At 66.7% G+C, this 13733-nt stretch carries 12 protein-coding genes; 10 read left to right on the plus strand and 2 right to left on the minus strand.

Annotation, left to right across the window (positions count from 1 at the left end):
• Positions 1 to 17: 17 nt before the first annotated feature.
• The 3 genes from KBY95_RS02625 (at position 18) to KBY95_RS02635 (ending at position 4955) form a co-directional block, all read left to right on the plus strand.
• A complete protein-coding gene (locus KBY95_RS02625; protein WP_254963118.1) occupies positions 18 to 935 on the plus strand; it encodes a branched-chain amino acid transaminase in 918 nt (305 codons plus the stop codon).
• Positions 935 to 4615: a methionine synthase gene (metH, locus tag KBY95_RS02630; protein WP_254963119.1), complete on the plus strand. Its 3681-nt coding sequence runs from the start codon at positions 935 to 937 to the stop codon at positions 4613 to 4615. The genes KBY95_RS02625 and metH overlap by 1 nt, the downstream gene beginning before the upstream one ends.
• A gap of 67 nt (positions 4616 to 4682) precedes the next feature.
• Positions 4683 to 4955: a DUF4090 family protein gene (locus KBY95_RS02635; protein ID WP_254963120.1), complete on the plus strand. Its 273-nt coding sequence runs from the start codon at positions 4683 to 4685 to the stop codon at positions 4953 to 4955.
• Between the two features lie 15 nt (positions 4956 to 4970).
• Here KBY95_RS02635 and KBY95_RS02640 read toward each other — a convergent pair whose 3' ends face one another.
• Positions 4971 to 5198 carry a hypothetical protein gene (locus tag KBY95_RS02640; RefSeq protein WP_254950716.1) on the minus strand — a complete coding sequence of 76 codons (228 nt, stop codon included), beginning with the start codon at positions 5196 to 5198 and terminating at the stop codon, positions 4971 to 4973.
• A gap of 116 nt (positions 5199 to 5314) precedes the next feature.
• On the opposite strand from KBY95_RS02640, the gene KBY95_RS02645 reads away from it, so the two are divergent.
• Positions 5315 to 5701, plus strand: coding sequence for a DUF2237 family protein (locus KBY95_RS02645; RefSeq protein WP_254963121.1), 387 nt, complete (start codon positions 5315 to 5317; stop codon positions 5699 to 5701).
• Between the two features lie 6 nt (positions 5702 to 5707).
• Here KBY95_RS02645 and KBY95_RS02650 read toward each other — a convergent pair whose 3' ends face one another.
• Positions 5708 to 6436 (minus strand): SDR family oxidoreductase, encoded by a 729-nt coding sequence (locus tag KBY95_RS02650; RefSeq protein WP_254963122.1) that lies wholly within the window; start codon positions 6434 to 6436, stop codon positions 5708 to 5710.
• A 63-nt stretch (positions 6437 to 6499) separates the two neighbouring features.
• Between KBY95_RS02650 and KBY95_RS02655 the strand changes: the two genes are divergently transcribed.
• From KBY95_RS02655 to KBY95_RS02680, 6 genes are all read left to right on the plus strand, one after another.
• Positions 6500 to 7420 carry an NAD(P)H-dependent glycerol-3-phosphate dehydrogenase gene (locus KBY95_RS02655; RefSeq protein ID WP_254963123.1) on the plus strand — a complete coding sequence of 307 codons (921 nt, stop codon included), beginning with the start codon at positions 6500 to 6502 and terminating at the stop codon, positions 7418 to 7420.
• Between the two features lie 116 nt (positions 7421 to 7536).
• Positions 7537 to 8586 carry a SpoIID/LytB domain-containing protein gene (locus KBY95_RS02660; RefSeq protein ID WP_254963124.1) on the plus strand — a complete coding sequence of 350 codons (1050 nt, stop codon included), beginning with the start codon at positions 7537 to 7539 and terminating at the stop codon, positions 8584 to 8586.
• Positions 8576 to 9406: a DUF4922 domain-containing protein gene (locus KBY95_RS02665; RefSeq protein WP_254963125.1), complete on the plus strand. Its 831-nt coding sequence runs from the start codon at positions 8576 to 8578 to the stop codon at positions 9404 to 9406. Before KBY95_RS02660 ends, KBY95_RS02665 begins: the two co-directional genes overlap by 11 nt.
• A gap of 163 nt (positions 9407 to 9569) precedes the next feature.
• Positions 9570 to 10331 (plus strand): sigma-70 family RNA polymerase sigma factor, encoded by a 762-nt coding sequence (locus tag KBY95_RS02670; RefSeq protein ID WP_254963126.1) that lies wholly within the window; start codon positions 9570 to 9572, stop codon positions 10329 to 10331.
• Between the two features lie 340 nt (positions 10332 to 10671).
• Positions 10672 to 12285 (plus strand): DUF3370 family protein, encoded by a 1614-nt coding sequence (locus tag KBY95_RS02675; RefSeq protein ID WP_254963280.1) that lies wholly within the window; start codon positions 10672 to 10674, stop codon positions 12283 to 12285.
• A gap of 54 nt (positions 12286 to 12339) precedes the next feature.
• Positions 12340 to 13365 (plus strand): J domain-containing protein, encoded by a 1026-nt coding sequence (locus tag KBY95_RS02680; protein ID WP_261353429.1) that lies wholly within the window; start codon positions 12340 to 12342, stop codon positions 13363 to 13365.
• The last annotated feature ends 368 nt before the right edge of the window (positions 13366 to 13733 follow it).

Genomic DNA, 13733 nt, shown 5'->3' on the forward strand with positions numbered 1-13733 from the left:
CGTCGCCACCGCCTTCCATGCACCAGTTCCTGCCCTATGCCTGGTTCGGCGGACAGTGCGTCCCCTTTGCTGAGGCCACCCTGTCGGTGGCCACCCATGCGCTGCATTACGGCACGGGCGCCTTCGGCGGCATGCGGGCCCTGCCCAACCCGGCCGACAACAACGAAATCCTGCTGTTCCGTGCCGACCGCCACGCCCGCCGGCTCAGCCAGAGTGCCCGGCTGTTGCTGACCGAGCTGGCTGAGGAGACGATCCACAGCGCCATCCAGGCGTTTCTTCAGGCCAACCGACCCACCTGCCCGATCTACCTGCGGCCCTTCGTCTACACCAGCGACCTCGGCATCGCTCCGCGGCTGCACAACATCCAGACCGACTTCCTCATCTACGGCATTGAGATGGGCGACTATCTCTCCCCCGAGGGGGTCAGCTGCCGGATCAGCAGCTGGTGCCGCCAGGAGGACCGCTCCCTGCCCCTGAGGGGCAAGATCAGTGGGGCCTACATCACCAGTTCGCTGGCCAAGACCGAAGCCGTCAAGAGCGGCTTCGATGAGGCCCTGCTGCTCAACAGTCGCGGCAAGGTGAGCGAGGCCAGCGGCATGAATCTTTTCATCGTGCGGGACGGTGTGCTGATCACCCCCGGCGTCGATCAGGACATCCTCGAGGGCATCACCCGCGCCAGTCTCATGGAGCTGGCACGGTCGATGGATATCCCCGTGCTCGAGCGGGCGGTCGATAAGACCGAACTGATGATCGCCGACGAGGTGTTCCTCAGCGGCACCGCCGCCAGGGTCACCCCGGTTCGTCGCATCGAATCCACCGACCTGCCCAGCCATCGTCCCGTGATGGAGCGTCTGCGCGACCGTCTTACAGCGATCACGGAGGGCCGCGATCCTTCCTATGACCACTGGGTCACCCGTATTCGCCTCGACGCCTGATGGTCGTCTCCGCCGCCATCCATTGCCCCACCGATCGCATCGGCTTCCTCGACTGGTTGCATGGACCGGGACGTCCTGTGCTCGTCTTCGACGGCGCCACCGGCACCTCCCTGCAGGAGATGGACCTGACGGCGGAGGATTTCGGTGGCGCGGCCCTCGAGGGTTGCAATGAGAATCTCGTCTTCACCCGGCCCGATGCGGTCCAGGCGGTCCATCGCCTGTTCCTCGAGGCAGGTTGCGATGTGATCGAAACGGACACCTTCGGGGCCGCCTCGATCGTGCTGGCCGAGTACGGACTGGAGGACCAGGCCTTCGCCATCAACCGCCGGGCCGCGGAACTGGCCAGGGAGATGGCCGCCGCCTTCAGCACCCCGGCGAAACCCCGCTTCGTGGCCGGATCGATGGGTCCCACCACCAAGTTGCCCACCCTGGGCCACATCGATTTCGACACGATGAAAGCCTCTTTCCGGGAGCAGGCCGCGGGCCTGATCGCCGGTGACGTTGATCTGTTCATCGTCGAGACCTGCCAGGACGTGCTGCAGATCAAGGCGGCCCTGCAGGGGATCGAAGAGGCCTTTGCCGCCGCAGGGGAACGGCGACCCCTGATGGTCTCCGTCACCATGGAGACCACCGGGACCATGCTGGTGGGCTCGGATATCGCCGCCGTGGTGGCGATCCTGGAGCCCTTCCCGATCGACGTGCTCGGCCTCAACTGCGCCACGGGGCCCGAGCAGATGAAGGAGCACATCCGCTACCTGAGTCAGCACAGTCCCTTCGTGGTGAGCTGCATTCCCAACGCGGGATTGCCGGAGAACATCGGCGGGGTGGCTCACTATCGCCTCACCCCCACCGAGATGAGGATGCAGATGATGCACTTCGTCGAAGATCTGGGCGTTCAGGTGATCGGTGGCTGCTGCGGCACCACCCCGGCCCACATCGGTGCGCTGGCGGAGCTCGCTGCCGGCCTCCATCCGGCCCAACGGGAGGTGCGGCGGCCCCAGCAACGGCTGGAGAGGCCCCCGCTCCACTACGAACCGGCGGTGGCCTCGATCTATGGCGTCACCCCTTATTTCCAGGACAACTCCTTCCTGATCATCGGCGAACGGCTCAATGCCAGCGGCTCGAAAATGGTGCGGGAGCTGCTCAACGCCGAGGATTGGGATGGCCTGGTGGCGGTGGCCCGGGGCCAGGTGAAGGAGAACGCCCATGTGCTTGACGTCAACGTCGATTACGTGGGACGCGATGGGGTCAAGGACATGCACGACCTGGTGAGCCGACTGGTCACCAATGTGAACCTGCCGCTGATGCTCGATTCCACCGAGTGGCAGAAGATGGAGGCCGGCCTCAAAGTGGCCGGCGGCAAGTGCATTCTCAACTCCACTAACTACGAAGATGGCGATGAGCGCTTCTTCAAAGTGCTCGAACTGGCCAGAGACTACGGCGCCGGGGTGGTGGTGGGCACCATCGACGAGGAGGGCATGGCCCGCAGCGCCGAGCGCAAGTTCGCCATCGCCCAGAGGGCCTACCGGGATGCGCTCGAATTCGGCCTTCCAGCCCACGAGATCTTTTACGACCCCCTCGCCCTGCCCATCTCCACGGGCATCGAGGAAGATCGGGCCAATGCGGCCGCCACGATCGAGGCGATCCGCCGGATCCGCAGCGAACTTCCTGGGGTTCACGTGGTGCTGGGGGTCAGCAACGTCAGCTTCGGGCTGTCTCCGGCCGCCCGCATCGTGCTCAATTCGGTATTCCTGCACGACTGCTGCCAGGCCGGCATGGATGCCGCCATCGTCAGCCCAGCGAAGATCCTGCCGCTGGCCAAGATCAGTGAAGAGCACCAGCAGATCTGTCGCGATCTGATCCACGACCGGCGAAGATTCGATAACGGGATCTGTGTCCATGACCCGCTCACCCTGCTGACCACCGAGTTCGAGGGGGTCAGCGCCAAAGAGGCCCGGGCCTCAGGACCTTCGCTGGCCGATCTGCCGCTTGAGGAGCGTCTCAAGCAGCACATCATTGACGGTGAACGCATTGGCCTGGATACCGCCCTCCAGTCGGCCCTCGCGGTGCATCCACCCCTGAAGATCATCAACACCTATCTGCTGGATGGCATGAAGGTGGTGGGTGAATTGTTCGGCTCCGGCCAGATGCAGTTGCCCTTCGTGTTGCAGAGCGCCGAAACGATGAAGGCCGCCGTGGCCTTTCTCGAGCCGCACATGGAGAGAAAGGAGGGAGAATCGAGCAGCAAGGGCAAGTTTCTGATCGCCACTGTCAAGGGCGACGTCCACGATATCGGCAAGAATCTGGTGGACATCATCCTCACCAACAATGGCTATGAGGTGATCAACCTGGGCATCAAGCAAAGCGTCGATGCCATCGTCGAGGCCCAACGGCTGCACGGAGCTGACTGCATCGCCATGAGCGGCCTGCTGGTCAAATCCACCGCCTTCATGAAGGACAATCTGGAAACGTTCAACGACGTCGGGATTTCCGTTCCTGTGATTCTCGGCGGTGCGGCCCTGACGCCCCGGTTCGTCAACGGCGACTGCCGCCAGGCCTACAGGGGCCAGGTGATCTACGGCCGCGATGCCTTCGCCGACCTGCGCTTCATGGATGCCCTGATGGACGCCAAATCGGGTGGTAGGTGGGATGACCACGAGGGTTTCCTCGACGGTGCTCCCGAGGGCTTGGGCCTCAACGAGCCCGCCGCACCTTCAGTGGCTGCAGGGGAGGCCGCGCCGCCGGCCGCCATGGAGCCTGCGGTTGGGTCCCCAGCCGACGTTCCATCCACCGGCAGCGAGGAGCGTTCTGCGGCCGTGCCGGCCGAAGCGGCGATCATCCCCCCCTTCTGGGGATCGAGGGTGCTCACCGAGACGGCCATCGACCTCGACGAGGTTTTCGCCTACCTCGATCGCAACGCCCTTTTCGCCGGCCAGTGGCAGCTGCGCAAGACCCAGCAGCAGAGCCGGCAGGACTATGAAGCGATGCTGGCTGAAAAGGCAGAGCCGGTGTTGCAGGAATGGCTTGGACGTTGCCGCAGTGAAGGCCTGCTGACCCCGCGGGTGGCCTACGGCTACTTCCCCTGTGGCCGCGACGGCAATGGCCTGGTGGTGTTCGATCCCGAGGGGATGGCGGCTGGGGCGCCACCGGCCGCCGCTGGCCTTGAGCTGGGGCGTTTTGTTCTGCCGCGCCAGCGGGGCGGCAACCGCTACTGCATCGCCGATTTCTACGGCGACAGCGATACCGGCGCTGATGGGTCCCTACGCCCGTCGGATGTGCTGCCGATGCAGGCCGTCACCATGGGCGAAGGCGCCACCACCTTTGCCCAGCAGCTGTTCCGCGCCGACCGCTATACCGACTACCTCTACTTCCATGGGCTGGCGGTTCAGATGGCCGAAGCGCTTGCGGAGTGGACCCATGCCCGCGTCCGGAGGGAGATGGGATTGGCTGCCGAAGAACCTACGGCCCTCCGGGAGGTGCTGGCCCAGCGTTACCGGGGCAGCCGCTATTCCTTCGGTTACCCCGCCTGCCCGAACGTGGCCGACTCCCGCCAGCAGCTCGCCTGGCTGGGCACTGACCGCATCGGCCTCACCATGGACGACAGCGACCAGCTGGAGCCCGAGCAGAGCACCACAGCCCTGGTGGCCCTGCACAGCCAGGCCCGCTACTTCAGCGCCTGAACCGCCCCCCACACCCGGCCAGGGGCCTGGCCGTGGCAGGCTTTGGAGACCCTCTGACTCCCTTGCCATGGCCATCGCAGGACCCGGCGGCGTCGATGACGCCATTGCGGCCGGTGTGGACCTCGACGGCACGCCGATCCCGGCCGCCATGCTCGCGCTCTACGGCGAAGTGATGGAGCTGGAGGGTCGCCGGGCCCGCAGCGGAGTCAAGAAGTCGATGCGCAACCGCATCGTGCGCACCGGCGCCAAGCACCTCGATCGCCTCAGCCTTGACCAACGTCTGCGGGAGGCCGGCTGGGAGGGGCTCAAGGACAAGGAAATCGCCTTCTTTTACGGCTGAGACCTTGGGGAGGCATCAGCTGCACAGCTCTTCAAGACTGTCGATCACCTCCTGCTGGAAGGCATCGAGGGCATCGGAATCGCTCAGATCGATGCCCTCCCCGGCCGCGTTCTGGGTGAGTTCCTGGAAGTGGAAGGCGCCTTCGCCATGGGCCAGAAACTCCATGGCGGAGGGCTCACCGCTTTCCTTGTAGGCGTCGCAGAGGGCCAGGAAGGCCGCATCCTCGGTGAAATCCCAGCTCATGAAGGGGGTCGTGCTGAATGACCTTTAACGCCTCCCCCCCGGAATTCGTCAACCTCCTGGCCGCTTTTTGTGCCAGTCCTCCGGCAGACTCAGCCCGTTCCACCTGCTCCCGGGCCTTGGCCGCTTCCTCTCTGCAGCCCCCAGCCGACCAGCGCAATGTGCTGGGTGAACCCTTGCAGGAGTGTGGATGTGCCCCCCTCACCGGATGGTTCCGGGATGGCTACTGCCAGGGCGATCCAGCCGATTTTGGCCGCCACACGGTTTGCTGCGTCGTGAACGAGTCTTTTCTGAACTACAGCCGCGCCCAGGGCAACGACCTCTCCACCCCGGTGCCGGCCCATTCCTTCCCCGGCCTCCAGGCCGGAGATCACTGGTGCGTCTGTGCCGCCCGCTGGCTGGAGGCCTATGAGGACGGCATGGCCCCACCGGTGCGGCTGGAGAGTTCCGCCATCGCCACCCTGGAGGTGATCCCGCTGGAGGTGCTCCGCGGCCACGCCGCCTAGCACGCCTCACCAGGGAACCGGCTGACCGTCCCAGGCCAGGAAGGCGCCGCTGCTGGCGGCCGTCTGTCCTTCCAGCACATCAAGCAGATGGGAGGCGGAGCGGGCGGGCGTGAACAGGGCCGAGGCGGCCAGGGAGCCGCTGAAGGGGGCCGAGAGCGGGGTGGCGGCGGTGCCCGGGTGGAGCAGGGTCACGCAGGCCTGGGGCAGGCGGCGTTGCCATTCGATCGCCAGGGTGCGCAACAGCTGGTTCTGGGCCGCCTTGGCGGCCCGGTAGGCGTACCACCCCCCCAGCCGGTTGTCGCCGATGCTGCCCACCCGGGCCGAGAGGCTGGCGAAGTGCACCGGACAATCTCTTGCCATGGCCGGCTCGATCGCCTGGGCCAGCAGCAGGGATCCATAGGCGTTGACGGCGAAGCTGCGCTCCAGGGCTTGGCGACGCACCTGGGAGAGGCGCTTCTCCGGCTGCATCGCGCCATCGTGCAGCAGTCCGGCCGTGTTGATCACGACCCGCAACGGGGTCAGGTCGCGGGCGGCCATGGCCGAGAACCGCTCCAGGCTGACGTCGTCGCAAAGGTCGAGCGGCAGGTCAGCAGCGCGGCGACCGGCGGTGCGGACCCGCAGCGATGGGGCCCGCCGAGCCAGTTCTGCTGCCAACGCGAGGCCCAGCCCCCCTGGCCCAACGACGAGGGCCTGGCCCTCCCAGGCCTGCCAGTAGGGGTTGGGGGCGGTCGCCATGGTGAGCTCGGGGATGGCGCATGATGGCAAGGCGATCAGGGGAACCGATCCCCGCGTTGGTCCATGAGTTTGCGCATCACGGTGCTGGGTCGGGGCGCCTGGGGCGCCACGCTCCTGCGGCTCTGGGAGCGTCAGGGCCACCATCTCAGCAGCTGGTCCCGGAGGGATGGGGGCCATCCGGCCACGCTGCTTCAGGACTGCGATCTCGTGGTGGTGGCCGTGTCGATGGTGGGGGTGGCCCCCCTGGGCACGCAGCTGCAAAGGCTCTGGCCGGCGGATCTTCCCTTGTTGAGTTGCAGCAAGGGAATCGATCTGGACACCCTCTGCACCGCCAGTCAGCTGTGGCGCCGCCATCTCCCCGACGTGCCGCTGGCGGTGCTGAGCGGCCCGAATCTGGCCGATGAACTCGAGCGGGGGTTGCCGGCGGCCAGCGTTCTCAGCAGCCGGGATCACGGCTTGGCCCGCCACCTGCAGGAGCAGCTGCGGGCCCCCCATTTTCGCCTTTACACGAATGCCGATCCGATCGGCACCGAGGCCGCCGGGGCGCTCAAGAACGTCATCGCCCTAGCAGCCGGCATCAGCGATGGGCTGGGTCTGGGAGCCAATGCCAAGGCCTCCCTGCTCTGCCGGGGCCTGTCGGAGATCGCCGTGGTTCTCACGGCCCTCGGGGGCCAGCCCACCACCCTCTACGGCCTGGCGGGCCTGGGGGACCTCTTGGCAACGGCCAACAGCAGCCTGAGCCGCAATTACCGCTTCGGCACCCTGCTGGCGGAGGGGTGTGACGAGGCCACTGCCCTGGGACAAATCGGCGCCACCGTGGAGGGCCCCCGAACGGCGCGGGCCACCCTGGCCCTCGCCCAGCGGGAGGGCTGGCAACTGCCGATCTGCGACCAGGTCGTGCGGCTGCTGGCGGGCCGGGTGGAGGCCAGGCAGGCGGTGCAGGAGCTGATGCAGCGAGACCTGAAGGCTGAAGCTGCCACCTGATCCCGGCCTTTGGCCCCCACGGGACCACGGGTGCAATGCGGCGACCGTCCTGCGCCACGAGGGTGCAGGGTCGCGTTTTCCGGCATGATCCGACTACCCCTTCGTGGAACCCTGCTGTGCGTCGGCACTTCGCGGCCGCCATCGCCGCACTCCGTGCCAGTGGCCGGCGCCTGCTCCAGGGTTGTCGTCGCCACCCGATCCTGCTGACCGCTCCCCTGGCCGTCGTAGCGGTAGGAGCGGGCTTTGCGGCCCAGGATCTCCTTCCCGGCTCCCGTTCCGGTTCGGAAGCGGACCTGCTCGAAGCTCTCATCGCCCAGCCACGGGAGGTGTCGCAAACAACCACCGGCGCCTCGGCTCCCCCTGACAAGGACCTCCTGGCCGCGACATCGCTGCAGGCCCAGCGCACCAGCCTGAGTGATCCCGACCCGACCCTTGTGGAGCCGGAGGCTGGCCCAGAAGTGCCCCTCGAAATCCGGGTGGCTCTGCTGGGAGCTTCCCCTTCCCCCCAGCTCGGTGCCAATGGCTACTGGCGACTGGTGGATCGCGATGGGCGCGCCGTTCAGGATGGCGGTCCCGACGCCTCGCCCGACCTGGGCGCCGCCATGGCGGCCCGGGCCGAGGTGTGGCTGGAGACCGGCTCTGGTCATGTCCTGTCGGTGGACGGACGGCCCTATGAGGGCCGCCTCCGGGTGCTGCGTGGTCCCAGGGGCCTCCAGCTGGTGAACCATGTCTCCCTGGAGCGCTACATCAGCTCCGTGGTGGGGGCCGAGATGCCCAGCAGCTGGCACATGGAGGCCCTGAAGGCCCAGGCGGTGGCGGCCCGCTCCTACGCCATGGCCCACATGGCGCGCCCAGCCAGTGCCCACTGGCATCTGGGCGATACCACCCGCTGGCAGGCCTACCGGGGTTTGAGCAGTGTCACCCCCCGCACCCGCCAGGCCACCGCCGGCACCTCGGGTGTGATCCTGAGCTACCAGGGCGGGATCGTCGAGAGTCTTTACGCGGCCACCACGCGCATCACCCAGGAAGCCCATGGTCACCTGGGCGCCAGCATGAGCCAGCACGGCGCTCAGGATCTGGCCCAGCAGGGCCTCCGCTACAACGAGATCCTTGGGCGCTATTACCAGGGCGCCTCCCTGGCCCGTCTGCAGGCCGGTGCGAGCTGAGCGTCATTGGCAGCGCGCCAGGGAGGTCTCGGAGCTGGCCCGCCTGCGGGGAGCCCTGGTGCCCCTGGAGACACGCCTGCTGGAGATTCCTGGCGCTGAGCCCTTCCTCGTCCGCCAGCTCCTGTCCAGCACGCCCCGTCACCTCCGCCAGGAGGGACCCCGTCCCAACCCCTTCCTGCCCTGGGACAGGCCCCTGCAGGTGGCGTTGCTCAAGCCCGCCCATGTGTTGCTGCTCAACAAATATCCGGTCCAGGACGCCCACCTGCTTGTGATCACGAGCGACTGGCGACCCCAGAGCGGCTGGATCGAGGACTCCGACTGGCGGGCGGTGTGCCAGGTGAGTCAGGACACCGGAGGGCTGTGGTTCTTCAACAGCGGTGCCCGATCCGGAGCCAGCCAGCCCCATCGGCACCTGCAGTTGCTGCCGCGCCGACAGGGGGAGCTCAGCTGCCCGCTGGCTCCGCTGTTTCTGGCGCAGCTGGCAGGGACCGAGGCGTCCTGGACCTGGGCTTATCGCCTCAGTCGGCGCACCGATCCCTGTGGCGGATCCGACCTGGCCGCTCTCTACCGGGCCCATTCCCGCGCGCTCGATCTCGGCGATCCCAGCACCAACAGCGAGCCCCTGCACCCGTACAACCTTCTGTTCGACGACCAGTGGTTCATGACCGTGCGCCGGGTGCGGGAGCACGGCGCCGGTTTCAGTGTCAACGCCCTTGGATTTGCAGGGTTTCTGCTCTGCACCGTGGGCTCCGACAGGGCGTGGCTGGAGCGGCACGGTCCCTGGTCTCTGTTGGCGCACGTGGCGGCCCTGCGGGCCTGAGCCAGCGGATCCCGGCTCCGGCCCCAGAACCGAGAACTTCCGTGGTTTCACGGTTGCGTGTTTCGGCAGGCCTGTCCCTCCCTGGAAAGGAGATCACCGCGGCCCCAACGGCACTGCGGCCCATCAGATCCACCGAACCAGCCCAGGCTGTGCTTTCCAGACCATGACCCCCTCCTCCTGCCATCAATTCCATCGCGGCTCGACCACAAGCCGCAACCGCCGCGTCGAGCAGTATCGCGCCGTGGTCCGACCCCTCGCCCTGCATTACTCCCGCTGTTGCAGGGAATCCTTCGAAGATCTGCTCCAGGTGGGCCTGATGGGACTGATCCGGGCCGCCGAGCTCTACAGCGAAGAACGCCGCACCCCGTTCGAGGCCTTCGCCAGACCACACATCCGTGGGGCGATCCTCCATTACCTCCGCGACGAGGCTCCGGTGGTGCGGCTTCCCAGACGGCAGGCGGAACTGCAGGAGCGGTTCAACCGCCTGCAATACCATCCGCTTCTCCAATCAGATCCAGGCCTGGGAGTCGTGGCCCTGAGCCAGACCCTGGGCATCACCCCGGCGGAGTGGCGGCGGCTTGAGGTGCAGCGATTGCTGGCAAGACCCGCCAACCTGGACGACCCCATACTGGCCGAGGCGGTGGCAGCCAGCACAGTCTGTGAGCCCTGTGGCCAGGAATCTGAAGGGCCCTCAGTGGTCTCGATGCTGGCCTTGCTGGAGCCCCGCCAGCGTCTGGTGGTGCGGCAGGTGGTGCTGGCGGGTTGGAGCTACCGCCGCCTGGGCCGCCAGATGGAGGTCAGCCCGATGACGGTGAAACGTTTGCTGCACAAGGGCCTTGAGCAACTGCGGCAACAGCTGGAGGCCAGCGGCCTCAGCCCTGATGGTCAGGCTGATCGCGGTGCATCTGGTGTTCGAGGGTGCTGATGGCGGCGTTCAACGCGGCAAGCTGGCGTTCAATGCCATCGCGCCAGAAGCTCAACATGCGCAGCTTGCGTTCCTGATACCGCCGCAGGGCACCGGTTCCGGACTCCGAGCCGGAGCAGGTCCCGAAGGGAGGAATCATGACAAAATCTTCAGAGTGGGACCGTTCTAGCGAGCCCGCCGTTCCATCCGGGGCTCCCCAGGTGCGCGCACCCCCCAGTGACTGGGCTGGTCGCTTCCCGCCTTACCCTCCCCTGGCCACCCACACCATCAAGCCTGTCGCAATTTGAGATTGGTCGCTCCCATTGGTTCCTTCGGTGTCTGGCTGACGCTTGGTCTGGGCATGGTGCTGCTGCAGCCCGCCCAGCCCGTTCACGCCTACGTGTCCCTGATGGCAGGGCAGAAGGCTCGCCCCCTGAACGGCACCTTCAACAACGTGCCTGTGCTGCACTCCAACCAGCCCGAGGAAGTGGAGGGGCCGGGCATCCTGATCACCACAACCCCCGGGTACGCCTACGCCAGTGAGACGGGGCAAGCTCTCCGCTCTGCGGAATACACCTTCAATGGTGAGTTCGGCATGCATCTTCACCACAAGTACTTCCCACCCAATCGCCGCTCCATTTCTCGCTCCGAGCGTCGGGCCGAGCTCACCTTGGCCGCCATCCTGATCAATCCGGGCATCCGGCCGGTGCACATTCGTTTTTCCAAAGGAGCGGTGCGCAACAGCTTCGAGGCCCCCTACCTCGCCAACAACCTGATGGGGGTCAAACCCCTGGGACCAAGGCCCTGGAACACCGGTCCCGGTGATGCCACCGCGGTCCAGATGCTGCGCGGCAGGCTTGACAGCCGACTCAGCGACGAGATCACCATTCCGGCCCGCAGCCGCATCGTCCTCTTCCAGACGGATCTGCCCGCCCTGGGTATTGCCAATGCCCTGCTGCGGGGCCGCAGTGATGGGCCGTTTCAGATGGCGGTGGTGGCCGCCAAGATGCCCAATTCGGATCGTGATGTGCTGGCGGTGCTGGACGCGGGTCGGCTGGCCCCTGGCCGGGTCTACCTGAGTCGCATCAACGACATCCACAACCGGCGGATCTTCTCCCGGGTGGGTGGAGTGGCTCTGGGCGATTCGTACCAGGCCACCATCACCCACGACCTCAATGCCAAGGGCCCGTTGCACGTGCCGTTCACCAGCACCGACCGGCACCACTTCGGCACCCGTGACGTGCAGGTCAATGCCCTGGCCAGCCGCATGGTCGATTCCTCCCTCGACAACGTCGGTACCTACGGGGTGAGGTTTGATGTGGACTTGAACCTCAAGGGGAATGGCCCCTACGAGCTGGTGATGAGCCACCCCACCCTGATCGGGGGGCAGCCGTTCACGGCCTTCCGGGGCTCGATCCAGATCCAGACGTCTGCCGGCCTGCGCGAGGTGCACGTGGGGCTGCGCTCGGGGCAGAGTTTGTCCCTGGGCCAGATCGATCTGGTCCCGGGGGTCGTGAACCCCGTGCGGGTCAGCCTGGTCTATCCGGCTGATGCCACCCCGGGCCACCTCCTGAGCGTGGTGAGTGGCAGTCAGCTGGCGCTCGTCCAGCAGCGGGAACGGCAGTTGGAGTTGGCGCGGGCCGGTGCCACCAGCCGCCCGACCCAACCGCCCGTCGCCCCTCCGGCCGTGACCATCGCCCCCCAGCCCGGCCCTATCAACCCTGTGCCGATGGGGGGCACCGGACCCCTGGTGCCGCCACCCCAGATTTTGCGTCCATCACCGGCTCCGGGTTGGCTGAACCCGCCGCCGCCCCCGCCCGCCTCCTCCAACCGAGGCGTCCTGGCCCCCTCGCCCCTGGTCTCACCGATGCGCAGCCGCTCTGGATCCGCCGGTACCGGGGGGACGCTGGTTGATCGCTACCGCGACGCCGTGGAGGCCCAGCAGCAGTTCCTGCGGGATCAACGGGGACCCTAATCAGGAACCCCATGCCAGCGAACCCAGCGCCGATGGAACGCCGCCGTGGCTGAGATGTCCAGCGACGCCAAACAGCGGATCAGCCTCGACCTGACCAGGGAGCTGGTCTCGCATTTGGATGGGCTGCGCCGGGAGTGGGGAATCCGCAGCCGGGGCGATGTGCTCGAGCGGTTGCTCCACGATCTGTTCGGCTCCGACGAGGAGGACGACGACGGGCTCTCAGCGGAGTCTGGCCAGCTGCCCCAGCATCCAGATGACAGCAGGGACTTCGACGAGCAGGGGGCCCTGGTGCTGCTCGGGCGCGGGGCCATGGACACGCTCCAGGCGGAATTCGAATGGGAGGCCCCGACGGAGGATCCTCCCCGTCCAGTGCCAGGTGGCGGCGGGATCGACCTGCCCGGCTTTGTGCGTCGCCGCTCTGACGTCATCAAGCGCAGCCTTCGGCCACCCTCCCCGGCGCGCGCCGCGTCGTTGCCCCTGGCCCCATTGCCCGCCCTCGGCGGGGAGCTGGTGCAACAGGCCCTGGAGGAAGCTGGGAACCACTGGCACGCCCTGTACGGGTCGCCGGCCAACGAGGCGGTGCTGGAGGCGGCCATGGTCTGGCTGGCCCAGGACATCTGGCCCCAGTCGGATCAGAGCGATGGCCGCAGCTTCACCTGGTCGGCGGCCTGCCAGGTGATGCAGCCGTTCGCCCCCGGCTGGAGTGAGGCGGCGCCCACCTTTGAGCGGGTCATGGTCACCGCCGGTGTGCTTGAGGACCCCTTCAGCGGTCAGACCCTCACGCTGCGAATCCCGACCCTGATCCGTCGCTTCGTGCACCGGTTCCGCCGCCGTCGCCGTGGCACCTCCTTCCAGACCCTGGAGCACACCATGACCCTGCACGGTGCGCTGCGGTTGCTGCAGTTGCCCACCGACCCCGGCCAGCGACTCACCCTGGCTCAGATCCGTGAGGCTTACCGGGACATGGCCCAGAGCCATCACCCCGATGCCGGCGGTTCGCTCGAGGCGATGCGCCGCCTCAACGAGGCTTACCAGCTGTTGAAGGAGCTGTATCGCCAGGGTGCGTCTGTGGACCGCTGAGCAAGGAATCCGCGCCGGCGATGCGCCGAATGAATCGCATTGCGTCTCTCATCCGAGTCCAGCTATTGGTCCCTATGCAGGTCACTTATGGGACTACAAAGACTTCGCGACGTGAGGCTCAAGGTGAACCAGTCTCACTCATCCCATCTTGGGATCCAGGCTGGTCTAGCTGTGCGAACCAGTCATGACTACTGATACAGCAAATAGTTCTCGATCTGAGTTGTCGTGGGTGAGGTTGCTGTCCTTCATCTCCAGGCACGCGCATGGTCTTGGTGGAATGGGGACTGGCCACTCCGCTGCTTCCATGTCCATGAACTGGACATTCCATAAGAACGCCGTGGCAGCAATCGATCTGTGAACCTGCGTAT

It is taken from the genome of Cyanobium sp. Aljojuca 7A6 (assembly GCF_024346455.1).
In the GTDB taxonomy this organism is placed as follows: domain Bacteria; phylum Cyanobacteriota; class Cyanobacteriia; order PCC-6307; family Cyanobiaceae; genus Cyanobium.